Origin of the sequence: Porcincola intestinalis (genome assembly GCF_009696445.1) — a bacterium.
Classification (GTDB): domain Bacteria; phylum Bacillota; class Clostridia; order Lachnospirales; family Lachnospiraceae; genus Porcincola; species Porcincola intestinalis.
Window position 1 is genome coordinate 45,023 of the sequence record NZ_VULZ01000009.1, and the last position, 23,446, is coordinate 68,468.

Annotated in this window: 23 protein-coding genes; 20 read left to right on the forward strand and 3 right to left on the reverse strand. The window is 54.4% G+C overall.

Annotation, left to right across the window (positions count from 1 at the left end):
- Positions 1 to 48 precede the first annotated feature (48 nt).
- The 8 genes from FYJ35_RS09075 to pgeF all read left to right on the forward strand — a co-directional run bounded on the left by FYJ35_RS09075 (position 49) and on the right by pgeF (position 5,278).
- The gene (locus FYJ35_RS09075) at positions 49 to 297 is read left to right on the forward strand and encodes a hypothetical protein (RefSeq protein ID WP_154525745.1); all 249 of its coding nucleotides are present in this window, start codon (positions 49 to 51) and stop codon (positions 295 to 297) included.
- A gap of 121 nt (positions 298 to 418) precedes the next feature.
- Positions 419 to 766, forward strand: a complete 348-nt coding sequence (gene rplS, locus FYJ35_RS09080) for a 50S ribosomal protein L19 (protein WP_154525747.1) — start codon at positions 419 to 421, stop codon at positions 764 to 766.
- An 18-nt stretch (positions 767 to 784) separates the two neighbouring features.
- Positions 785 to 1,492 (forward strand): signal peptidase I, encoded by a 708-nt coding sequence (gene lepB, locus FYJ35_RS09085; RefSeq protein WP_235906489.1) that lies wholly within the window; start codon positions 785 to 787, stop codon positions 1,490 to 1,492.
- The gene (gene ylqF, locus FYJ35_RS09090) at positions 1,492 to 2,337 is read left to right on the forward strand and encodes a ribosome biogenesis GTPase YlqF (protein WP_154525749.1); all 846 of its coding nucleotides are present in this window, start codon (positions 1,492 to 1,494) and stop codon (positions 2,335 to 2,337) included. The genes lepB (FYJ35_RS09085) and ylqF overlap by 1 nt, the downstream gene beginning before the upstream one ends.
- Before the next feature lie 27 nt (positions 2,338 to 2,364).
- Positions 2,365 to 2,925 (forward strand): signal peptidase I, encoded by a 561-nt coding sequence (lepB, locus tag FYJ35_RS09095; RefSeq protein WP_154525751.1) that lies wholly within the window; start codon positions 2,365 to 2,367, stop codon positions 2,923 to 2,925.
- 26 nt (positions 2,926 to 2,951) lie between these two features.
- Complete coding sequence (locus tag FYJ35_RS09100) at positions 2,952 to 3,746, forward strand: ribonuclease HII (protein ID WP_154525753.1); 795 nt, start codon at positions 2,952 to 2,954, stop codon at positions 3,744 to 3,746.
- A gap of 99 nt (positions 3,747 to 3,845) precedes the next feature.
- Entirely contained in the window at positions 3,846 to 4,262 is a 417-nt protein-coding gene (locus FYJ35_RS09105; RefSeq protein ID WP_320808971.1) for a YraN family protein, read from the forward strand.
- 35 nt (positions 4,263 to 4,297) lie between these two features.
- Positions 4,298 to 5,278, forward strand: coding sequence for a peptidoglycan editing factor PgeF (gene pgeF, locus FYJ35_RS09110; RefSeq protein WP_320808969.1), 981 nt, complete (start codon positions 4,298 to 4,300; stop codon positions 5,276 to 5,278).
- Positions 5,279 to 5,338: 60 nt separating this feature from the next.
- Here pgeF and FYJ35_RS09115 read toward each other — a convergent pair whose 3' ends face one another.
- Positions 5,339 to 6,505 carry a ribose-phosphate pyrophosphokinase gene (locus tag FYJ35_RS09115; RefSeq protein ID WP_154525755.1) on the reverse strand — a complete coding sequence of 389 codons (1,167 nt, stop codon included), beginning with the start codon at positions 6,503 to 6,505 and terminating at the stop codon, positions 5,339 to 5,341.
- 311 nt (positions 6,506 to 6,816) lie between these two features.
- Between FYJ35_RS09115 and FYJ35_RS09120 the strand changes: the two genes are divergently transcribed.
- The 11 genes from FYJ35_RS09120 to gdhA all read left to right on the forward strand — a co-directional run bounded on the left by FYJ35_RS09120 (position 6,817) and on the right by gdhA (position 18,562).
- Positions 6,817 to 8,142 (forward strand): DUF512 domain-containing protein, encoded by a 1,326-nt coding sequence (locus FYJ35_RS09120; protein ID WP_235906490.1) that lies wholly within the window; start codon positions 6,817 to 6,819, stop codon positions 8,140 to 8,142.
- Complete coding sequence (gene der / locus FYJ35_RS09125) at positions 8,139 to 9,467, forward strand: ribosome biogenesis GTPase Der (protein WP_154525759.1); 1,329 nt, start codon at positions 8,139 to 8,141, stop codon at positions 9,465 to 9,467. Before FYJ35_RS09120 ends, der begins: the two co-directional genes overlap by 4 nt.
- 21 nt (positions 9,468 to 9,488) lie before the next feature.
- Complete coding sequence (gene plsY / locus FYJ35_RS09130; RefSeq protein WP_154525761.1) at positions 9,489 to 10,166, forward strand: glycerol-3-phosphate 1-O-acyltransferase PlsY; 678 nt, start codon at positions 9,489 to 9,491, stop codon at positions 10,164 to 10,166.
- A gap of 110 nt (positions 10,167 to 10,276) precedes the next feature.
- Positions 10,277 to 11,296: an ABC transporter substrate-binding protein gene (locus tag FYJ35_RS09135; protein WP_154525763.1), complete on the forward strand. Its 1,020-nt coding sequence runs from the start codon at positions 10,277 to 10,279 to the stop codon at positions 11,294 to 11,296.
- Between the two features lie 248 nt (positions 11,297 to 11,544).
- Complete coding sequence (locus FYJ35_RS09140; RefSeq protein WP_154525765.1) at positions 11,545 to 12,480, forward strand: ABC transporter permease; 936 nt, start codon at positions 11,545 to 11,547, stop codon at positions 12,478 to 12,480.
- Positions 12,481 to 12,499: 19 nt separating this feature from the next.
- Positions 12,500 to 13,294: an ABC transporter ATP-binding protein gene (locus tag FYJ35_RS09145; RefSeq protein WP_154525906.1), complete on the forward strand. Its 795-nt coding sequence runs from the start codon at positions 12,500 to 12,502 to the stop codon at positions 13,292 to 13,294.
- Positions 13,295 to 13,426: 132 nt separating this feature from the next.
- Positions 13,427 to 14,317, forward strand: a complete 891-nt coding sequence (locus FYJ35_RS09150) for a methylenetetrahydrofolate reductase (protein ID WP_154525767.1) — start codon at positions 13,427 to 13,429, stop codon at positions 14,315 to 14,317.
- A 46-nt stretch (positions 14,318 to 14,363) separates the two neighbouring features.
- Positions 14,364 to 15,020 carry a cyclodeaminase/cyclohydrolase family protein gene (locus FYJ35_RS09155; RefSeq protein ID WP_235906491.1) on the forward strand — a complete coding sequence of 219 codons (657 nt, stop codon included), beginning with the start codon at positions 14,364 to 14,366 and terminating at the stop codon, positions 15,018 to 15,020.
- A gap of 60 nt (positions 15,021 to 15,080) precedes the next feature.
- The gene (locus FYJ35_RS09160) at positions 15,081 to 15,926 is read left to right on the forward strand and encodes a bifunctional 5,10-methylenetetrahydrofolate dehydrogenase/5,10-methenyltetrahydrofolate cyclohydrolase (protein WP_154525769.1); all 846 of its coding nucleotides are present in this window, start codon (positions 15,081 to 15,083) and stop codon (positions 15,924 to 15,926) included.
- 279 nt (positions 15,927 to 16,205) lie between these two features.
- Entirely contained in the window at positions 16,206 to 17,081 is an 876-nt protein-coding gene (locus FYJ35_RS09165) for a patatin-like phospholipase family protein (RefSeq protein WP_154525771.1), read from the forward strand.
- Between the two features lie 146 nt (positions 17,082 to 17,227).
- Entirely contained in the window at positions 17,228 to 18,562 is a 1,335-nt protein-coding gene (gene gdhA, locus FYJ35_RS09170; protein ID WP_154525773.1) for an NADP-specific glutamate dehydrogenase, read from the forward strand.
- 139 nt (positions 18,563 to 18,701) lie between these two features.
- On the opposite strand, the gene FYJ35_RS09175 is transcribed toward gdhA, so the two are convergent.
- Positions 18,702 to 19,892, reverse strand: coding sequence for a glucosaminidase domain-containing protein (locus FYJ35_RS09175; RefSeq protein ID WP_205839788.1), 1,191 nt, complete (start codon positions 19,890 to 19,892; stop codon positions 18,702 to 18,704).
- A gap of 515 nt (positions 19,893 to 20,407) precedes the next feature.
- Here FYJ35_RS09175 and FYJ35_RS09180 point away from each other — a divergent pair.
- Entirely contained in the window at positions 20,408 to 22,075 is a 1,668-nt protein-coding gene (locus FYJ35_RS09180) for a vWA domain-containing protein (protein ID WP_205839789.1), read from the forward strand.
- A 5-nt stretch (positions 22,076 to 22,080) separates the two neighbouring features.
- On the opposite strand, the gene FYJ35_RS09185 is transcribed toward FYJ35_RS09180, so the two are convergent.
- Complete coding sequence (locus FYJ35_RS09185) at positions 22,081 to 23,409, reverse strand: PIN domain-containing protein (RefSeq protein WP_154525779.1); 1,329 nt, start codon at positions 23,407 to 23,409, stop codon at positions 22,081 to 22,083.
- Positions 23,410 to 23,446: the final 37 nt, after the last annotated feature.

A 23,446-nucleotide genomic window follows, 5' to 3' on the forward strand; every position in this document is an offset into this window, starting at 1 on the left:
CATGGTCTGGAAGCAGAGCGCTGCAGAATCGATTTGAGGAGGAACAGAATGGCAGACCCGGAAACCATGAAGGAAAACGCAGAGGCACTAGAAAAGATGACAAAGGAGCAGGAGGCTTTCATGCAGGAGACCTTCCATCTCTCGAAGCAGGATATGATAAGTCTCAATGAGGATGGATGGGCGGAGCTGCTGGACCGGCTGTTTGACATCGAGATCGAGGATGAAAACCGAGCCAGCTCAAAGACAGAGAAACATGACCGTATTGTGTCAGAGATCATCACGATGATGGAAATCTGAGAATCTGCTTGCCTCGCGGGCCATCGCGTGATAAACTAATCGTCGTGTGCAAAGAAGGATGGTCCTCTGTTGCTGTAATCGGACGCATTAAGAACATCCATGAATCAGGAGGAAACACGCAATGAACGAAATCATCAAGAAGATCGAAGACGCGCAGCTTCGCGAGGATGCGCCGCAGTTCCGTGTCGGGGATACCGTCAGGGTCCACGCAAAGATCAAGGAAGGTACCCGCGAGAGAATCCAGATTTTTGAAGGCGTCGTCATCAAGAAGCAGGGCGGCAGCAACAGAGCAACCTTCACTGTCAGAAAGTTTTCGAACGGTGTCGGAGTCGAGAAGACATGGCCGCTTCATTCCCCGACCGTCGACAAGGTCGACGTTGTCAGATCCGGAAAGGTGAGACGTGCAAAACTTACATATCTCAGACAGCGTACCGGCAAGGCTGCGAAGCTGAAAGAGATCGTCAAGTAATCAAGGGGAAACCTGAACATGAGGCTGCCGCGCAATGCGGCAGCCTTCTCTGTATCCGGGCAGGTAACAGATATGAAGTATATCAATGACAAGCCGATTGACTTCACGAACGATGACTGGAAGCAGTACACCCCCAGGGAACGGGCACGGCTTGAGCAGCAGGAGCAGAAACAAAGAAAACAGAAGGTCCGGAAGAAACGGTCACTGCCGGTCCGGATCTTTACAGCGCTGTTTCAGGCACTGGTTGTTGTTCTGATTGCATATGTCCTTGTCTATACAGTCGGACAGCAGCGGACGATTGTCGGGCAGTCCATGGATACCACGCTGGCCGGAGGGGATGTTGTCCTGATCAATGTGATGTCCTACCAGGTCGGAAGCCCGAAGAGGGGGGACCTTGTCTCCTACCGCCCGAATGGATCCTCGAATGCCAGGGCGGATATCAAGCGTGTGATCGGACTTCCGGGTGACAAGATCCAGATCAAAGACGGACAGGTTTATATCGATGATCAGGTCTATCTGGAGGACGGAAATTATCCGGCGATCACGAATCCCGGAATCGCGAAGGACCCGATCGAGCTCGATGAGGGAGAATACTTTCTGCTTGGAGACAATCGGAACAACTCGGAGGATTCCAGAAACACAGAGATCGGACTGGTTTCCAGCAGCATGATTGAGGGAAAGGTCTGGTTTGTGCTTTCTCCGGCCAGTCACAGAAGGTTTATATAATGGATTATCAGTGGTATCCGGGCCATATGACCCGGGCAAGAAGACAGATGCAGGAGGATGTCCGTCTCGTTGATCTTGTGATCGAGCTGACGGACGCAAGAGCGCCTCTTTCCGGCAGAAACCCGGATATCGACAGCCTGGCAGCCGGAAAGTCCAGAATTCTGGTGCTCAACAAAAGTGATCTGGCTGATCCGGAGCAGAACAAGGCATGGACAGCCTTTTTCCGGAAAGACGGGCTTGTTGCCTGTGAGGTGAATGCTCGATCCGGCAATGGAATCCGGCAGATCCGTCCGATGATAGCCGAGGCTTGCCGGGAGAAAATCGAGAGGGATCGAAGCAGAGGCATCATGAACCGCCCGCTTCGGGCGATGATTGCCGGGATCCCGAATGTCGGAAAGTCGACCTTCATCAATTCCTTTGCAGGGAAGGCATCCGCGAAAACAGGAAACAAGCCGGGGGTCACGAGAGGAAGACAGTGGATCAGCGTGGAGAGGACGCTTCAGCTGCTTGATACGCCCGGGATCCTCTGGCCCCGGTTTGATGACAGGCAGGTCGGAATCCGGCTGGCAGAGATTGGCTGTATCCGAGACGAGATTCTTGACGCTCAGGAGCTGGCCTGCGAGCTGATAAGCTGGATGCGTGCGGCGTATCCGCAGGTCCTTTCAGAACGCTACGGGATCAGTCCGGATGGAACTGCTTTTGAGGTGCTTGGCAGGATCGCTGAAGCTCGGAGGTGTCTGAAGGCCGGAGGAGAGCCGGACTGCGGCAAGGCAGCGGCTTTGCTTCTAGATGAATTCCGCTCCGGGAGACTTGGCCGGATGACGCTTGAGAAAGCGCCGGATTGAGTCAGGTGAAAAGCGGGGGAGTACAGCATGGCAAACAGAAGACAACGAAGAAGGCATAGAAATCCCCCGGGGGTCATTCTGCGCTGGACGTTGCTGCTTCTGGCTGTTATTCTGATCCTGATTGCCGGAATTTCCTATGCACAGGGGACAGTGAATGTGACGGGCAGTTCCATGTATCCGGCTCTTCAGCCGGACGACAGGGCGCTCTCCGAACCGGTCAGTTATCTGGTTCGGGAACCGGCAAGGGGTGACATCGTGCAGTTTTCCACCGGAGCTGGAAGCGGGCGCGATTTGGTCCGGCGCATTGTCGGCCTCCCGGGAGAAACGGTCCAGATCATCGGAGGAAAGGTCTATATCAATGGAACGGTACTGGACGAATCCGCATATGTGTCCGGGGAGATCCAGTATGCAGGAACGGCATCTATGCCGCATACACTTTCGCAGGACGCCTATTTTGTGATGGCGGACAATCGCAGCAGCAGCTTTGACAGCCGGGATCCGACCGTCGGTGATATCCATAAGTCCGATATCAACGGAAGACTCTGGTTGCGATATGCACCGTTTCGACGGTTCGGACTGCTGGAATAGACCTCAAAGGATGCAGGGGGAAGCGGATGGCAGAGACAACAGCGGCAATAGCGGAAAGATGGAAGAACATATCCAGAACGGATGAGGCGGGACTGATTCATTTCGCAGAACAGTTTGGCAGTGACGGCCGGACGGCTGTCCGGAAACTGGTGCAGAGTGCGGAAAGAGCGCTGAGACAGCTGGAGAAAGAAAAGAAGCGCCTTGAGGAGATGCGGTGCTTCGAACGGAAGTGTGAGGAGGACGGCTATACGCTGATCTGCGGAATTGACGAGGCGGGCAGGGGACCGCTCGCCGGACCGGTTGTGGCTGGGGCGGTGATCCTTCCGGATGACTGCATGATCTTTGGCCTGAATGATTCCAAAAAACTGACAGCCGGGAAACGCGTGGAATTGTATGAGGAGATCATGGAAAAGGCAGTCGCAGCCGGGTACGGGATTGTCGGCCCGCAAAGGATCGATGAAATCAACATCCTTCAGGCCGATTACGAGGCAATGTGCGAGGCCATCGGGACACTTCGGGTGATGCCCCAGATCCTCCTCAACGATGCGGTGACGATTCCGCAGGTCCTGATTCCGCAGATCCCGATTGTCCACGGGGATGCGAGGAGTCTGTCAATCGCTGCAGCAAGCGTGATCGCAAAGGTGACGCGTGACCGGCTGATGGTGGAGTATGACGCTGTATACCCGGAATATGGGTTCGCAAAACACAAGGGGTATGGGACAGCAGAGCATTATGCCGCGCTGAGAAAATATGGTCCTTGTCCGATCCACAGAAGAACATTTCTGAAAAGCAGCGGCGGAAGCTGGGGAAAATCGTCATGACGGGAGAGCCGTCAGCCGCAGAAAACGGAGGCCGCGTCCTCAAGTGGAGGACACGGGAGACGGCTGCCTGAGAAGATGGAGAGGCCGGCTGTGCGGCGTATGACAGAGGGGAAAGCAGACAGCAGGGAAAAGACCAGAGGATGGGAGCGTGTGCGGCAGATCGGGCACATGAACAACAGACAGGAAGGAACTTCATACGAAAGAGAGGCCGGTGCCCTGCTTGAGCAGGAAGGGTATGAGGTGCTCCAGTATAACTTCCGCTGCAGACAGGCGGAGATCGATATTGTTGCCAGAGAAGGCCAGTATCTTGTGTTCATCGAGGTGAAGGGACGCCGTTCCAGGAGAAATGGAATGCCGGAGGAGGCCGTCGGGCGCCGCAAGCAGGAGCGGATCCGGCGGGCGGCCCTCTATTATCTGGCACGATTCCGGGTTCCGGAGAGTACGCCTGTCCGTTTTGATGTTGCGGCAGTGGACGAGGAAGGATTCCGGCTGATTCGGAACGCATTTCTGTTCTGAGCCGGCATCATCAGGATATGAGACAGGAGGGGCCGGTGGAATACGAAAAGCAGTTTATCAGAAAACAGACCTTCAGGAAGATGGACAGGCTGACACTTCACGAAAAGAACGGTGTGGTGTGGATATCATTTCCGCTTCTGGACCAGTTTGATTTCGTTGTCAATGCCTTCAGCACCCGGATCGGGGGTGTGTCTGAAGGATATACCTCAGCCATGAACCTGAGCCTGTCCAGGGAAATGAGCGGCGGCCTCGGGAATATGGGACTCCGGACAGATATACCCGAGTGTGACATAAGGGGAAGTGCGCCGGACGGAGCAGCGATGAAGCGCTTTCTGGAGAATCACAGGAGATTCGCGGAGGCGGTCGGCTACGATCTGTCTGACCTGGTCTTCTCGGATCAGACACACACCGACCGGGTCCGGGAGGTGACGAAGAAAGACCGGGGAAACGGCATCCTCAGGCCAAATGCCTTTCATGATGTGGACGGACTGATGACCGACCAGACAGATGTCGCAATGATGACCTTCTATGCGGACTGCGTGCCGCTTCTGCTTGTGGATCCGGTGCACAGAGCGGCTGCGTGCGTCCATTCCGGATGGAGAGGGACAATCGCGGGGATCGGGACGAAGGCGGTTCAGAAGATGCAGAGACGCTATGGGTCAGACCCGGCGGTGATCATGGCGGCGATCGGCCCTTCCATCTGCGGGGACTGCTATGAGGTCAGCGAAGATGTCGCAACGCGGTTCTCGGAGAAGTACCGGATGGAGGAGGGCGATGGGCAAAACCGTGCGGATGGTGCAGTGGGCCGGATTGTATCTCCGGGCAGGGACGGACACGCGATGCTGAACCTGCAGGAAGCCTGCAGGGCGAATTTTCTTCGCGCAGGCCTTTTGCCGGAACATATCTCCGTACCGGATATCTGTACGGCGGAGAATGCAGCCGTTCTGTTTTCCCACCGGGCACTGGACGGAAAACGGGGGAATCTTGCCGCTGTCCTTGAGATTACGGACGGCTGACGGGAACAACATTTCACCGCGAAAAAACGGCACAGGAGCTGTTCCTGTGCCGTTTCTGATTCATCCCTTGAGCTGCTGCAACAGTTTGTTGATCTTTGCTGTCGGAGACTGGATGCCGCTGATCGATATATCATGATTCATGTGGTCAATGATGGAGGCCAGATACTTGGTCATGTCGGCCTCAGCGTACCAGGGGCGGTCCAACAGCTCCGGCGGACGGTAGTTGAGGTTCGTGGTCACGACCTTTGTGATGTAGCCCTTCTCATAGTAATCGTCAAAAGCATCCAGACCGTCTGTAAACAGGCCGAATGTGGTGCAGACGAACACGCGATTGGCACCGCGCTCCTTGAGCTGTCTGGCAACATCGAGCATGGAGCCACCGGAGGAAATCATGTCATCGATGACCAGTACGTCCTTGCCCTTCACAGACGCGCCGAGAAACTCATGAGCGACAATCGGGTTCTTCCCGTTCACAATCCTGGAATAGTCGCGGCGCTTGTAGAACATGCCAAGCTCGAGGCCCAGAATATTCGCAAAGTAGACGGAACGCTCCATTGCTCCCTCGTCCGGACTGACGACCATCGTCGTATCCTTGTTCATCTTCAGATTCGGGACTGTGCTGACAAGTGCCTTGAGAAACTGGTAGGATGGCATGAAGGAATCAAAGCCCGAGAGGGGAATCGCGTTCTGTACCCTCGGGTCATGAGCGTCAAAGGTGATGATGTTCGATACGCCCATCCGCGCGAGCTCCTCGAGCGCAACCGCACAGTCCAGAGACTCTCTCTTTGTCCGCCTGTGCTGCCTTCCTCCGTACAAAAACGGCATGACAACCGTGATCCGCTTTGCCTTTCCGTCAGCAGCAGAGATGATCCGCTTGAGATTGGCATAGTGGTTATCCGGGGACATATAATTTGTCTCACCGCACACCTTGTACTCAATACTGCAGTTCAGAACATCGACAAGAATGTAGAGATCGGCTCCGCGGACGGAATCATTGATGATTCCCTTTCCTTCACCGGTTCCGAAGCGAGGGCAGGCGCAGCTGATCAGATAGCTGTCCTCGCAGTATCCGACAAGCGGGAAGTCCTTCGAATTATGAAGCGGAGTGTTATGCCGGAAATCGACGAGATAGCGGTTCACTTCTGATGCAAACGCCTGACAGCCGTCGAGCGCTGCGATCTTCAGAGGACCGACAGGCATGGAATCTTTCTGTATATCAGTAATCATCAAAACCCTCCTGAAGTGAGGACTGACTTTTACATCAGCCTAATACAGAGGAGTTATACCATGCAGCCTCAGGGAGCGTCAAGACAGGCGGATGGAGCGTCTTGCTTTTTGTCAGGAGCACATTTATCATGATTACAGCGTCAAAAAGCCAGCCACCTCGCATGCCTGCATGGAGAGGCGGCAGGACTTATTGACACGTCCCACATGCGGCATGGAGTGGCAGGACTGATTGACACGTCCCATATGCGGCATGAAGTGGAAAAGAATGAAGTACTTTATTTTTTACGGAAATGACACCGGAAGGGAATAAGATGGAATACCTTCATAAAATAGAATCGGTTGATGCCGGAAGCATCGCGGAAGAGCTGGATATTGAGCCCGGAGACGTTCTCGTCTCTGTGAATGGGAAAAAGGTTGAGGATATTTTCGACTATCGGTATCTTTGCGATGATGAAAAGCTCCTTGTCGTGATCCGCAAGCCGGATGGAGAGGAATGGGAGCTTGAGATCGAAAAAGATCCGGATGAAGATCTGGGGATTGGGTTCGGCGGAGGCCTGATGAGCGAATACAGGTCCTGCAGGAACCACTGTATCTTCTGTTTTGTCAACCAGATGCCGAAGGGAATGCGGGATACCCTGTACTTTCATGACGATGATGCAAGACTGTCCTTTCTGCAGGGCAACTATATCACGATGACCAACATGTCGGATCATGACATCGACCGCATTATTCTGTACCATCTGGAGCCGATCAACATCTCCTTCCACACGATGAATCCCGAGCTTCGCAAAAAGATGCTGCATAACCGCTTCGCAGGGGATATTATGCCGAAGGTCATGCGGCTGAAGAAAGCCGGCATCCGCCTGAATGGACAGATTGTCCTTTGCAAGGGGTGGAACGACGGAGAGGATCTGGAACACTCGCTGAAAACCTTTGAACAGCTTCTGCCGGAGCTGGAGAGTGTCTCTGTCGTCCCGGTCGGCATGACGAAGTTCCGGGACGAAAACCATCAGGTTCAGCTTGAACCTTTCAAAAAAGAGGATGCAGCAGCCGTCATTGACCAGATCGAAAGATGGCAGAATTATTATTTTCAGAAGTATGGTACGCATCTTGTACATGCCAGCGATGAGTGGTACATTCTGGCGGATCGGCCGCTTCCGCCGGAGGATAACTACGATGGATACCAGCAGCTTGAAAATGGAGTCGGGATGGTCCGTCTTCTGATTGAGGAGACAAGAGCAAGCCTAGCGCAGCTGAATGGGGATGGGAGACACCGGAAGGCAGCAATCGCGACCGGAAAGCTGGCGGCACCCTACCTTGCAAAACTCGTGAAGGAGATTCAGGGGAAGTTTCCGAACATTTCCTGCCGGGTCATCCCGATCCGCAATGATTTCTTTGGGGAGATGATCACGGTGTCAGGGCTCATTACAGGGAGTGACCTGAAAAAGCAGCTCCGGGGGCAGGAACTAGGGGAGGAGCTGCTCCTCCCGGTCAATATGTTCCGGGCGGGGGAACAGGTCTTTCTCGATGATGTGACAGTTCAGGAACTTGAGCAAACTTTACAAATCAAGGTGCGTATTGTAAAATCGACCGGACAAGATTTTGTCCATGCAGTGATTGGAGATCAGGAACAATGAGCAAACCGATTGTTGCGATTGTCGGAAGGCCGAATGTCGGAAAATCCACGCTTTTTAACGTGCTGGCAGGCTCAAGAATCGCGATTATTGAAGATACGCCCGGTGTAACCAGAGACCGCATCTACGCAGATGTCGAGTGGTCCGGGAGAAGTTTTACATTGATTGATACCGGCGGGATAGAGCCGGATGCAAAGGATATCATTCTTTCCCAGATGCGGGAGCAGGCCCAGATTGCGATCGACACGGCCGATGTCATCCTGTTCCTGACGGATTTCCATCAGGGACTGGTCGATGCGGACGCGAAGGTCGCAGATATGCTGCGCCGAAGCCATAAGAGTGTTCTGCTGGTTGTCAACAAGGTTGACAATTTTGTCAAGGATGAGGCGGGCGTCTACGAGTTCTACAATCTTGGAATCGGCGATCCGCATCCGATTTCCGCGGCGAACCGGACGGGAATCGGTGATCTGCTTGACGAGGTGCTGAAGGATCTTCCGCAGGCACAGCCTGACGAGATGGAGGATGACCGGCCCAAGGTCGCCATTGTCGGAAAGCCGAATGTCGGGAAGTCTTCGCTGATCAACGCGCTGCTCGGCGAGAATCGGCTGATCGTGTCCGATATTGCGGGAACTACCCGGGACGCGGTGGATGCTGTCGTGAAGCACAATGGAAGAGAATATGTATTCATTGATACAGCAGGCCTTCGCCGCAAGAACAAGATTAAGGAAGACCTTGAGCACTATATGATTGTGCGGGCCGTGACGGCGGTTGAGCGTGCGGATATCGCGGTCCTCGTAATTGATGCAAAGGAAGGCGTGACGGAACAGGACGCCAAGATCGCCGGGATCGCCCATGAGCGGGGCAAGGGGATTATTGTGGCAGTCAACAAGTGGGATGCCATCGAGAAGGACAACAGCTCCGTGAAAAAGTTCACGGATCGGATCCGGAACACCCTTTCCTTCATGCCGTATGCGGACATCATGTTTATCTCCGCAAAGACAGGGCAGAGAATTCAGAAACTTTATGATGAGATTGACACGGTTCTGGACAGCAGCAAGAGACGCGTGGCGACAGGCGTGCTCAACGAGATTCTATCGGAGGCGACCGCCATGCAGCAGCCGCCGACAGACAAGGGAAAACGGCTGCGCTGCTACTATATGACACAGGTCTCTGTGGCACCGCCGACCTTTGTCCTCTTTGTGAATGACAAAAAGCTCGCGCATTTCTCTTATATGAGATATATCGAGAACCAGATCCGCGAGACCTTCGGCTTTAAAGGAACGGCCATCCGGATTCTGGTGCGGGAGAAGAAGCAGAAGGATCAGTAACGGCTTCGGAAGGAACAAGAGATGGAAGTGTGGTACAGGCTGATCAGCCTTTTGATCGGATATGGATTCGGGCTGTTTCAGACAGCAATCGTGATTGGAAAGATCCAGGGGTTTGACATCCGGAAAGAGGGAAGCGGGAATGCCGGCACGACCAATATGCTTCGGACAAAGGGGGCAAAGGATGCGCTTCTGACGCTGATCGGTGATTTTATGAAGGCGGTCTGTGCAGTGCTGATCGTGCAGGCTGTCTTTGCACACAGAGCGCCCCAGATGCTTGTGCTTCTGAAGATGTATGCCGGTGTCGGCGCCGTACTCGGACACGACTTCCCCTTTTACCTTCACTTCAAAGGCGGGAAGGGGGTAGCGACGACGGCAGGGGTGATTGCAGCAATTTCTCCGCTTGCGGGAATCCTTTGCATTGTGGTCTTTTTCGCCCTGTTTTTTCCGCTCCATCTTGTATCTGTCTGCTCCCTGTCCGCCTACAGCTTCTTCTTTCTCCAGGTTCTGGTTCTGGGAGCCATCGGCCGGTTCCATATGACTGTCCCGTATGTCATCGAGACGGATGTCCTGGCAGCTGTCCTGACGGGGCTCTGCTTCTGGCAGCACCGCTCCAACCTCAGAAGACTGATGCGGGGGGAGGAAAAGAAGGTTTATCTCCACAGAAGCCTGAATGAAGAAGTGCAGAAGGGGCAGAGATAATTTGTTGACTTCATCGCTTTAAAGCGTTAAAATTCTCCTTGAATTTCATCTCCGTGACGTCCGGTTTTGCCGGGGAACGGGACATCCATTCATGAAGGAGGATTTTAAGTATGAATCAGAATGTTGTACGGATCCTTGCGGCTGCTTCAGTTTCTGCCATGACACTTTCAGGTCTTGCTCTGCCTGTATATGCAGGAGAGACGTATCATGTAGGGATCTGCCAGCTGGTGCAGCATCCGGCGCTCGATGCAGCGACGAAGGGCTTCAGAGAGGAACTTCAGAAGGAACTTGAAGCTGACGGGGACTCAGTTGAATTTGATGAGCAGAACGCGGCAGGAGATTCCGCAACCTGTGCGACGATTGTGAATTCCTTTGTGACGGATGGCGTGGATCTGATCATGGCGAATGCAACGCCTGCACTTCAGGCGGCACAGGCGGCGACCGGATCCATTCCGATCCTTGGTACGAGCGTAACCGATTACGGGACGGCGCTTGACATCTCCGACTGGAAGGGAACCACCGGGACAAACATTTCCGGAACATCCGACCTGGCTCCGCTTGACAAGCAGGCTGCTTTGTTCAAGGAGCTCCTCCCGGATGCGAAGAATGTCGGCATCCTGTACTGCTCCGCAGAACCGAATTCCAAGTACCAGGCAGACACGATCACGCCGGATCTGGAGAAAGAGGGCTACAAGGTAACCGCATATACCTTTGCAGATTCGAACGATCTTCAGACTGTCGCGACGACAGCCTTCACGGAGAATGATGCAGTCTACATCCCGACCGATAATACGGCAGCATCCAATACAGGCATCATCAAGGCTGTCTCGCTTGACAAGAAGGTACCTGCTATCTGCGGCGAGGAAGGAATCGCCGAGGGCTGCGGGATCGCAACCCTGTCCATCAGCTACGAGGAACTCGGACAGACAACCGGTTCGATGGCATACCAGATTCTGAAGAAGGGCGCGGACATCTCCTCGATGGAGGTCCAGTTTGCACCGAACGTGACGAAGGAGTACAACGCAGAGCTCTGCGATGCTCTTGGCATCAAGGTTCCGTCGGATTATGTGGCAATCGGCGCTCAGAGCGAGACAGAGGCGGAGACCGAGGCTGCAACCGAGGCAGAGTAAGGACCGCCATGCGGACTTGTCAGCCGGACTGATGAGCTTCAGGCGGAACCCGGAGGGTTGACTTTCGCACGGATTTGACAGTATATTCATTAAGACGTATAGGGAAAGGCCGCAGAGAGGCGCCCCGCGTGCGGGCAGCTGCTGCGGCTTTTTCAAAGCCGCAGGCGCTTTCCGGACAGAAAGACCAGGGCGGCATGGACTGAGCATTTCAGTCCGACATGATTCAGGACGCAGGAGGATAGAAACCCATGAGTTTACTCGCATTGAGCCCGCTCCGGCTGTTTGCCGCCATGCCGGGCAACATCGCACAGGGAATTATCTGGGGAATCATGGCGGTGGGTGTTTATATGACATTCCGGCTGCTGAATTTCGCAGATCTGACTGTTGACGGTTCCTTCACGACAGGCGGAGCGACGGCAGTCATGCTGATCACGGGCGGCGTCCCTGCCTGGGCAGCGCTTCTTCTGGCGTTTCTGGTGGGCATGGTCACAGGGCTTGCAACGGGGCTGCTCCACACAAAGCTTGGTATTCCGGAGATCCTGGCCGGTATCCTGACACAGATTGCCCTGTATTCGATCAACCTGAGGATTATGGGCGGCAAGGCAAACCAGGTTGTGTCGGTTGACAAATACCATCTGGTTGTCACAATGCGGAAGATTCCGCTGGCGATTCTCTCAGGCGGTATCATCTGCTTTGCCATCATCTGCATCATGTACTGGTTCTTCGGGACGGAGATCGGGTCAGGCATCCGCGCAACAGGCTGCAATCCGAACATGGCGAAGGCCCAGGGAATCAACGTCGGTTCCATGAAGGTGCTGACCCTTGCGCTCTCGAATGGGCTCGTCGCACTGGCCGGAGGGCTGCTGGCGCAGTACCAGGGCTTCGCGGATATCAACATGGGCAGAGGCTCCATCGTCGTCGGGCTTGCAGCAGTGATCATCGGTGAGACACTTGGCGAAGCCATCTTCGGCAGAAGGCTGAATTTCATGGGACACCTGCTCTTTGTGGCCATCGGAGGCGTGATCTATTATATCGTCATCGGCTTCGTACTCTGGCTCAAGATGCCGGCGAACGATCTGAAGCTGTTTACAGCCATCGTGGTGGCGATCTTCCTGGCTGTGCCGTATCTGCAGGCAAAGTCGAGAAATTCATTCGCGAAAGCGGCAAAGAAGGGGGCTGAGTGAGATGGCGAACGCACCGCTGATGCTGGAACTGAACCATATCCGGAAAACATTCAACAAGGGAACCATCAACGAAAAGCCCGCCCTTCTGGGCGTGACGCTTAAGCTGAATCCCGGAGACTTCTGCACGGTCATTGGTGGAAATGGCGCCGGCAAGAGTACCTGCCTGAACGCAATCGCCGGTGTCTGGCCGGTGGACGGCGGGTCAATCATTGTGGATGGAGAGAATATCACCGGGCTGCCGGAATACAAAAGAGCGGAATTCCTCGGACGTGTCTTCCAGGATCCGATGAATGGAACAGCGGCTACCATGCAGATCGATGAAAACCTGGCGCTTGCAGCCAGACGCGGAAACAGAAGAGGACTCGGCTGGGGCATCACAAAGCAGGAGCATGAGATCTACCATGAGCAGCTGAAGACGCTCGAGCTGGGGCTCGAGGACCGTATGACACAGAAGGTCGGGCTCCTGTCCGGCGGACAGAGGCAGGCGCTGACATTGCTGATGGCGACGCTGAAGAAACCGAAGTTGCTGCTGCTCGATGAGCATACGGCTGCCCTGGATCCGAAGACAGCGGAGAAAGTCCTGCGCCTGACGGACGAGGTTGTGAAGCGGGACAGCCTGACGGCTCTGATGGTCACGCATAATATGCGCGACGCGATTCGGATGGGGAACCGTCTGATCATGATGAACGAGGGCCGGATCGTCTACGAAGTGTCGGGTGAGGAGAAAAAGCATCTGCAGGTGTCAGACCTGCTCGAGAAATTCAGCGATGTCTCGCATGGACAGTTTGCGAATGACCGCATGATGCTTGCGTAAACGGAACCTTTCGGCGCGATGAATGAAACCTGCCCGGCAGAAAGAGGGGGCAGCCCATACAGCCGGAATGACAGACCTGTCTGTGATTCCGGCTGTTTTTATGAAAGGACAGATAATACGATGGCTTCCTTTATGAAATTCAGTGACCTGATGAAGAAGCGCCAGACCCTTTCCTTCGAAGTCTATCCGCCGAAGACGGAGAAGGGGATGAACAATCTCCCGGGTATGATCCGGCGGCTTGGGGAGCTTCAGCCGGATTATATTTCCTGCACCTATGGAGCCGGCGGCAGCAATGTCGGCAAGAACAGGGAGGTTCTTCGTGAGGTGGAGAAGGTTGCGGTCCCGGTCACCCATCTGACCTGTATCGGGCAGACAAAGGAGAGCGTGAGAAGACAGCTCCAGGCATATCTTGATCAGGGCGTCACGCACATTCTTGCGCTCAGGGGGGACATCCCGTATGGCCAGAGCGGAACGGGGGGAGAATTCAGTCACGCGACGGATCTGGTCGCTTTCATCCGGAAAGAGTTCGGGACAGCCTTTGAGATTGCAGTCGCAGGAACGCCCGGCGGTCACGTGGAGTGCTCAAGCCTTGAGGCGGATATTATGCATCTTCGTCAGAAGCAGGATCTGGGGGCGGACTACATCATCACGCAGCTTTGCTTTGACATGGATGTGTTCCGGCGCTGGCATGAGGCAATCCGAAAGGCAGGAATCACCATCCCGGTTGATGCAGGCATCATGCCGGTCATTTCAAAGAAATCGGTGATCAATCAGTGCTTCAGCCACAATGCCTGCCCGGTTCCGCGCGACCTGGCGCTTGTTCTGACACAAAACTGGTTTGATACAGACCCGGAGGGAAATGAAATTCCGGGGGCACGGGAAGCGTTCCGCGAGGAAGGAATTGCCTATACGGTCCGGCTTCTTGAGCAGTATATTGCGGAGGGGATCGACGGGATTCACCTCTATACGATGGACAGAAGCGAGGATGTGAGGGAGGTCCTTCAGCGCGCCGGTCTCCGGTAAGATGGTGTCCGGCAGAACCGGACAGACCGGGAATCAGGGGGTAAGGATGGTGAAAGAGGGTGTGGAACAGATGCAGCAGATGACGCTTGCGGATTTTACGCGGGAGCTTTCAGGAAATGCGCCTGTCCCGGGCGGCGGAGGGGCGGCGGCGCTCTGCGGCGCACTTGCAGCCGCTCTCAGCAGCATGGTTGCTTCACTGACGGTTGGAAAGAAAAAGTATGAAGCGGTTCGGGAGGACATGGATGCGCTGATCCGGGATGCCGGCCGGCTGCGAAAGGAATTTCTGAGCCTCATCGATGAAGATGCAGAGGCATTTAAGCCGCTTGCTGCTGCGTACCGTCTTCCGCACTGGACAGAGGAGGAGAAGGCTGCCCGCAGGAATGAGATGGAGCAGGCGCTCAGGCGCGCGGCCGAATCGCCGCTCCGTATCCTGGAAAAGACACGGGAGGCAATGGCGCTTGTAAGGGAGGCTGCCGGGAAGGGATCCGTGATCGCAGTTTCGGATGCCGGCTGCGCAGCGGCCATTCTTGAGGCTGCTGCCCGCTGTGCTGCCCTGAATGTCACGGTCAACACCAGACTGATGGAGGATCAGGAGACGGCCGGGGGACTGGAGCGGCGGTCACAGGAAATCCTTTCTGAATGCCAGGCAGAATCAGAAAGCATCTATCTGTCAGTCGGCAGCTTTCTTCAGCGGAACCAATGAACAGGGAAGCACGGGGGCAGCCAGAGTGAATAGAATGCACAGAACGGAGGACAACGGCGTATGGCACAGCTGATGCTCGGAAAGGACGTGAACGAGTCTCTTGCAGCCAGGGTCAGAGAGAAGGTTCAGGAGGCAGAGAACAAGGGGGTCATACCCGGCCTTCTGATCATCCGGGTTGGAGAGAGGGAAAGCGATCTGTCCTATGAGAAGGGGGCTGTGAAAAGGTGCCGTTCATTCGGGATCAATGTGAGGACGGCTGCTTTTCCTGAGCATGTGGGGGAGGAGGAGCTTCTGGCTGCGATTCATGGGGCCAATGAAGACCCGGCTGCCCACGGTGTTCTTCTTTTCCGTCCGCTTCCAGGCCACCTGAACGCATCCCGGATTGAGAATGCGCTCACTCCGTCAAAGGATGTCGACGGCATGACAGACTTGTCGCTCAGCGGGGTCTTCCAGGGAAAAAATCTTGGTTATCCTCCCTGCACGGCGCAGGCAGTGATGGAGATTCTTGATTATTACCGGATTGATCCGAAAGGGAAAAGAGCAGTGGTTGTCGGCAGGTCCTCTGTAATCGGAAGACCTGTCGCAATGATGCTGCTGCAGCGGCATGCGACCGTGACCATCGCACATACGCGGACAGCCGATCTGCCGTCTGTTGCAAGGGAAGCAGATATCCTGGTCGCTGCAGCCGGTCACGCAGGAGTTGTAAAAGGAACGTCTTTGCGTGAAGGACAAGTTGTCATCGATGTAGGCATCAATGTCGGACCGGACGGGAGACTGTGCGGGGATGTCGCCTTCGAGGAGGCAGAGCCGGTCGTATCGATGATTACGCCGGTGCCGCGCGGAGTCGGAGCAGTCACGACATCCGTGCTGGCTCTGCATGTGGCGGAGGCGGCACTGAAGAAGTGACGCGGGAAACACAGCACATGTGGCGTTGCTGCTGACAAAAAGGACCTTTTGCCGCTCATTTATGATTACTCGTGGTTTCGCTGCTTCGCAACTCCCACCACGCTGCCACATTCGGCATCCTCGTGTCGCCTGTGCGCCGCTTCATGCCTCATGCAGGGTGTGTCAATCAGTCCTGCCACCAACTTGTATGCAAGCATGCGTGGCGGAGGGCTTATGGACGCTGTAATCATCTATCATCACATTGAAAACCATATAAGGAAAGAAGGAGCTTGAAGAACGATGAAACTAGGACTGGTGCTGGAAGGCGGCGGCATGAAATGCGCGTATACGGCTGCAATTCTGGACCGCATGATGGATGATCAGGTAAAGCCGGACTATGTGATCGGCGTGTCGGCGGGGTGTGCGTGCGGGGCTTCCTTTCTGGCGGGACAGCGGGACAGAAACAGAAGATTTTTCGTCGACCACGTACAGGATCCGAAATACCTTGGCCTTCAGGCCTGGAAGAGCAGCGGCTCCATTTTCAATTTGAGGCGTATTTATCAGGACTATACGGCAGAGGGAGGCATCGACCCGCTTGACTACGACGCAATGGTCAAAAATCCTGCCGAGTGGTGGGCGGTCGCGACCGATGTGGAAACCGGAAAACCACATTATTTCACCAAGGAGGACGTCTCTGCGACTGATTATTCAGCCATCATGGCCAGCTGTTCCATTCCGGTCGTCTGCAGGCCGATTGAGGTGCGCGGCAGAAAATACTGTGACGGCGGATGCAGCAACTCCCTGCCGGTGCAGCATGCGCTGGAGGCAGGCTGCGACAAAGTCATTGTCATTCTGTGCAGACCGAAGGATTCCGTCAGGGAACCCGAAAAGATGAGGTTTGCCTATCGGACAGTGCTTCGGAACTACCCGAACCTGATCCATTCCATCGAGATGCGGCATATCCGCTATAACCGCCAGCTCAGAGCGACACGGAGGCTGGAGGAGGAGGGGCATGCATTCATCTTTGCACCGCATGAACCGATTCATGTCTCGACCTACACAAAGGATCCCGGCGTGCTGCAGGGGATTTACGACACAGGTCTTAAGGAATATGAGGAGGACAGGTCAAGGTTTGAAACATTTCTGAAAAAGCAGCTGACCGCAGAAAATGTTTGAATCTGAAGAATTGTTCCAAAAATATAACAGATACCGCCGGTACATCGGAATTATTTCCGGTAAATGCTTGAAAGCCGCAGTTTCTTCGACTATAATAGGAGCGTTGAGGCATTACGACAATTTATCAGGTTCAGGAGGACAGATTCATGTCATATGTAGACGAAGTCTATGACCGTGTCGTAGCACAGAATCCGGCGCAGCCGGAGTTTCATCAGGCCGTGAAGGAGGTTCTGAGCACCCTTCGCCCGGCGATCGAGGAGAATGAGAAGGAATACAGAAGAGAAGCGCTTCTGGAGAGACTGACGACGCCGGAGCGTGTCATCATGTTCCGTGTTCCGTGGGTAGATGACAAGGGGCAGGTTCAGGTCAACAACGGGTACCGCGTCCAGTTCAACAGCGCCATCGGGCCGTACAAGGGAGGACTTCGTTTTCACCCGTCTGTCACGCTTGGAACGCTGAAGTTCCTCGGCTTTGAGCAGACCTTCAAGAATTCGCTGACAGGGCTTCCGATCGGGGGCGGCAAGGGCGGCGCCGACTTTGATCCGAAGGGAAAGTCCGACAGGGAAGTCATGGCATTCTGCCAGAGCTTCATGGATGAGCTGTACCGCCATATCGGCGCGGACACAGACGTTCCGGCAGGGGACATCGGTGTCGGCGGACGGGAGATCGGTTATCTGTACGGAGAGTACAAGAGACTGACAGGCCGCTATGAGGGCGTTCTGACCGGAAAGGGACTTTCCTACGGCGGCTCCCTTGCAAGAACGCAGGCGACAGGCTATGGTCTGATCTATTTCCTGGAGGCGATGCTGAAGGAGAACGGAAGAGATATCAAGGGTCAGACCATCGCAGTTTCCGGTGCGGGGAATGTCGCGATCTACGCGATCGAGAAGGCTCAGCAGCTTGGCGCGAATGTTGTCACCTGCTCTGATTCGACCGGATGGATCTACGATCCGGACGGAATTGATGTCACAACCCTGAAGGAGGTCAAGGAGGTGCATCGTGCACGTTTGACCGAGTACAAGGAGAAGAGACCGAATGCCGAGTACCATGTCGGAAAGGGTGTCTGGAGCGTCAAGTGCGACATTGCCTGCCCGTGCGCAACTCAGAACGAGCTGAACCTGGATGATGCGAAGATGCTGGTTGAAAACGGTTGCTACTGTGTTGCTGAGGGCGCAAACATGCCGACGACTCTGGAGGCGACTCAGTTCATCCAGTCCAAGGGACTCCTGTTCTCACCTGGAAAGGCATCCAACGCCGGCGGTGTCGCAACCTCCGCGCTTGAGATGAGCCAGAATTCCGAGAGACTCTCCTGGACCTTTGAGGAAGTCGATGAGAAGCTTCACCGCATCATGAACAATATCTTTGCGAATGTCTCCGAGACAGCAAAGAGATATGGCAGAGAGCGCGACTATGTGACCGGCGCAAACATTGCAGGCTTTGTCAAGGTCGCTGACGCGATGAACGCACAGGGTATTGTCTGACAGAGGCTTTGGGCCGGTCTCTGCAAAGGACAGGAACATATATAGAGACTGACCCAGTTTGAAAAAGAGGAGGGGACGCGAGTACGGCGGCAAGAGCCGGACTCGCATCCCCTCTTTTTGTTATTCACTGGATCAAAAGTCAGTCAAAACGCGTGAGATTGTAGCGCTCGATGATACTGCAGAGCTTGGCAACGTAGCCAGGGTCTGTGGCATAACCGCCAGCCTTGATGATGGAAGCGGCCTTTTTATAATCTTTTTCACCGGCAAGACCTGCATACCGCAGGACACCCTTTGACTTCTGCGCGCCTGTCAGGTAAGCGGAATGATCCGCGACACTCTGCGCCCAGTTCTCGTACTTCCGGAAGTCCGCATAGACGGAGATAAAGGTATTGTTCAAGTATTCCAATGTCTGTTTCTTGTAGGTTGTACCGCTCCATACAGAAGCCCAGTTGTTTCCGGAGAGGGCTGCTTTCATGCCGAACAGGTTGCCGGCGTAGATCGCCAGAACCGAGGTGCCGGAGGCACTCTCAAGAATGGCCTGTGCAGTCGTGACAGAAGCCAGGACACCACTCTGCTGCATGTCCGCATGCGCCAGAGCACCGATGGTCTCAATGAAGACTTCGTTTGAGACGATACTGGCGACCGGCGCCGCATTGGTGGAAGCGTTTTTCGTTGTATTGGTAATCAGCGCCCCCTCTGCGTCGAAGCGGTAGTACTTCTTCTTGATTTTTACTCTCTGATTTCTGTATGCAGCTCCGATTGTGCCGGTCTTGCCGGCAGAACGGAAATAGTATTTTTTACCATCGACGGTCTTCCAGCCGGTTATAAGTCTTCCACGGTATTTGACAGCGCCGGTCTCGGAGAAGTAGAAAAGCTTCCTGCCGATCGTTGTCAGACCGGAGGCTTTCGTACCGTCCGGATGATAATAGTAGCGGTTCTTGCCAATGGTAATCCAGCCTGTTTTCTGACTGCCGGCCACGCCCTTCTTCCCGGTTGTGTTGAAGTAGTAATAGACGCCATCCACCTTCCGGAAGCCGGTTCGAAGAACACCATATGTTTTGCCGACGGTTCCGGTTTTCCTGGCGAAGTAACGGCGGGACTTTACAGTAAACCATCCCGTGCTGAGCGTTCCGCTTTTATCGAAGTGATACCAGTATCGCCCGATTTTCCGGAATCCGACAGCCTTCTTTCCGGACGGCAGGATATAGGAGACGGCTTCCCCATCCCGCGTCCAGCCTGCAAGGTGATTCCCTTTTAAGAGTGAGGTGCGGAGCGCGTTTTTGGAGCTGGCCGCGTATGCCGGTTTCGGGTTGACAGTCAAGAGACACATGAAACATGCGCATGCCACCAGAAAAATCATGGCAGCGCGTATTGCATGGGACCGGCGGGTAACAAAATGCTGTTTCATCATGAAAACCCTTTCTTGACAGATTCCGGAAAGCCTCTCATCACCGATCAAGTCGGCTATGCGGAATCAAAATCATGGAAATGAACAGAATCAATCAATATATCTCCGTGTATCTTACAATAAGATGAAACAATTGTAAAGAAAGTATGAATGGATATGAAAAAATGTAACAATTTAACGAAAATCCGCTTGCAAATGTACCATTCCCATCGTAGAATGAGGACACTTCAATTCTGAATCTGAATCAATTTCTATCTTCATATCTGAAAATCATCAAACCTGTTCCAGTGCATGATTTAATTAATCTGTCTGTTTCCTTGGAGAATCCGTTGATCTGCCATTATCCGGTTCTGATGTTTCAATTCTGTATACAGCGGCCGGGCTTTGCTTCGGGCCGGTGGCTTCACACAACCATATTCCAGCCAGGGAGGTGCTCTATGAAACGGCGTATCCATCGAAGAAGTGCTTCATATTGTCATATTGCTGTTATGCTGCCGGTGATCATCGGGGTGGCCGTCCTTCTGCATCTTTCGGGCCGGGGAGCAGGCACCGGGGCGGTTTCCGCCGAAGCAGGAGAGGCTGTGAATCCGGCAGCTGTCCTGGAGGTCGTATTTGTACTGGACATCAGTGGCTCTATGTTTGAGACGGATCCGGACAACCAGCTGAAAAGGGCAGTTGCGGACAGCATCCGGAAGCTCTCGGAGCTGAATGGAAAGGTTGCCGTCATCCCGTTTTCAGATCAAATCGGCACGGAATACCCTCTGTCGGGGGTGACGGGCAGCCAGGTGGACGGTGCGTGTTCCTTTATTCAGGCGCTGTCCTACACACGGGGGGATACCGATATCGGGCGTGCGGCCAGGAGAGCTGTATCCATTCTGCAGGAAGATGCTTCAGGACAGGACAGACGGGTTATCCTCGTGACGGACGGGATGATTGATCTGCCGCATGAGCAGAACGAGGAGGCCGCTGAGAAGGCTTCTCTGACAATGGCCCTGACAGCAGCGGAGGAGGCCAGGGAAATGGGAATCCGGTTCGATACCATCGGCCTTGGAAGCAGTGGAGCAATTGATGAGAATCTGCTGGGGTACCTTGCGGACCGGACGGGCGGGAGCTTTATCCGGGCGGAGGATGTATCGTACCTGAGCGGTATCCTGCTGACTTTGAGCACACAGGCCAGGGAAACCGTACCTTCGCCAGAGCTGGTAACAGAAGTCGAGACAGAGGCTGAAACGGAGCCTGCAGCTTTTCTGATGACAGAGGCGGACCCTCGGTATACAGAGAAGGACGGCCAGGCAGATGAAACGGAGACAGAAGGAGCGCCGGCAATTATCGGGAGCATCTCAGGGCCTGTCAGACTCGGCGGACTGATTCCACAGGCCTGCAGGGCATCCATTGACCTTGAGGCATTGTTCAGCCTGAAGGCGCAGAATCGCCGGAACCAGGTACCGGCTGCGGTTACGGCACAGGTGATGGATGGGCGGTCCGTCCGTGTGCAGGTGGATGGAACACGGTTGATCATCCGCGGGCTTGAAAATGGAGCATCGATCATCCGTGTTTCAGCAGAGCGCGGAGGAAAGTCGTCAGAAGTCGAAATTGCCGCAGATGTGCAGGCACTGGTCGGCAGTACGCAGGCTGTCTGGATGGCCGCGGCTATGATCGGACTGCTGATCACTGCAGGCGGGATTCTTCTGTTCCAGGCACAGGCACGTTACCTGTCCGGATATCTCCGCTACTATGTTGTGATGGAGCAGCAGAAGGTATTCGGGGTGCCGGCAATGAACCAGGTGTGTCTCCGGGAATACAGACAAGGCGTAAAGCTCTCAGAGATTATTAAGGATACATATTTGGAGGGAACTGAGCTGACGAAGGTGAAGATGTGTGCCAGAAAAGACAGCATTCTGCTTTTATCCAGGACAAAGTCATGCATCATCCAGGATGAACACGGACAGCCGGTGGAAAAGCTGCTGCTTGAAAAGACATGTAGGTTCCGCATCTTCTGTGCGGCGGATACCGGGACTGCGATTATCACCGCTATTTACACGTCCAGACCGGAGCCTGTAGAAGACGGGCCCCGGCAGGAGGAACGGACAAGACTTCTGGTGTAATGCCCTCAGCCTTCGATTGACAGCAGATCATTATAGGCACAGCGGATTGTATGATACAATGCAAGGCCATTCTTCTGACCGCATTTGCGGACGATGAGCGTGTAAAACTGCTGTTTATTCCTGGCTTTCATCAGAACATCGCGGATGATGGAGAGCTGTTTTTCATCGGGAGAGAAGCTGCACTTTCTGTTCAGAACCTCTGTAATTCTGGAGGAAGGGTAGCGGCATGAACCTGCCTGCGATGGGCCGCCTTCCTGAGAAGCGGATTCTGGCTGAGCTGAATGCTCCTCATGTGCCGCCGACTGTGCCTTTTCTGAGCGTCCAGCTTTCACAGGCACCTGTACCGGGGCAGGGTGCTCTGGGCGTTGAGCAGGTTTCTTATTCTCCGGGGACTCAGCATTGACTGTGGGTTCAGCTTGTCTGACAGAATCCGGGATGATCTGTACATTCTCAGACAGCGTTTCGGGCTCCTGCTCCGGACGGGATTGCGAACCGGGCTGGAAGCTGTCGTGGATCTTCGGGGACGGCTGTTCGGCTTTGGGGCTGCTTTGAACAGGGGGGAGCCTTCGATCAGCAGAGCTGTCTGCGAAAGGCTCAGAATCGGCTGTCACTTTCTCCGGCCTTTCCTCCTGTCCCTTCTGAGCACGGGAGGCGGAGGACTTTCTTGAACGTCTCTTTCTTCTCGAATGGCGGGATGATATTTCGTTGGAGGAAGTTATTTGGCCGGAACTATCCAGGCTGTTTTCAGAGGGAACAGGCTGGCCAGGATCGGTGAAGGCGATTTCTTCCGGAAGGATGGCGAATGAGACAGTCTCAGCAGGAGAACATCCATCTGCCAGTGCTTCGTCTGTGCCGTTCACGGCATCTTCAGCGGACTCTGCCGTTGAAGCGGCATCCGATGCCGGCTGAGGCAGGGAAACTGATCTGACCTCGGAGACATCCTGCGGGGAACTGCCCTGCGTGGGCGTCTGTCTGACAAGGGAGGACTCGATATCCTTGAAGCGACGCACATTCGGTGCACCGCACTCCTGCGCGGTACGGATACAGCAGTCGTAACCGCTGTCCTTACTGATGATATAGTAGTGATTTTCGTTCTGGTAGCCAAGGAAAAGCAGCGTAATCAACTGGAAATCCAGTGCGTTTGGTGTTCCGACATGTACAGGAAGAAAATGGATCTCTGCCTTTGACTTCATCAGCTCAGTGAGAACGTCGATCTTGACATTGTCGGCCTTTTTGCTGTAGAGGATGTAGATCTTACTGTCAGCCCCGAGAAGCTGTGCACCCTTGAGTCCGAAGCTGTTTACGTTTTCATAATCAATGTAGTAAATATTCATATGTATGTAAAACCTGTTTCATAATATTGCCGATTTC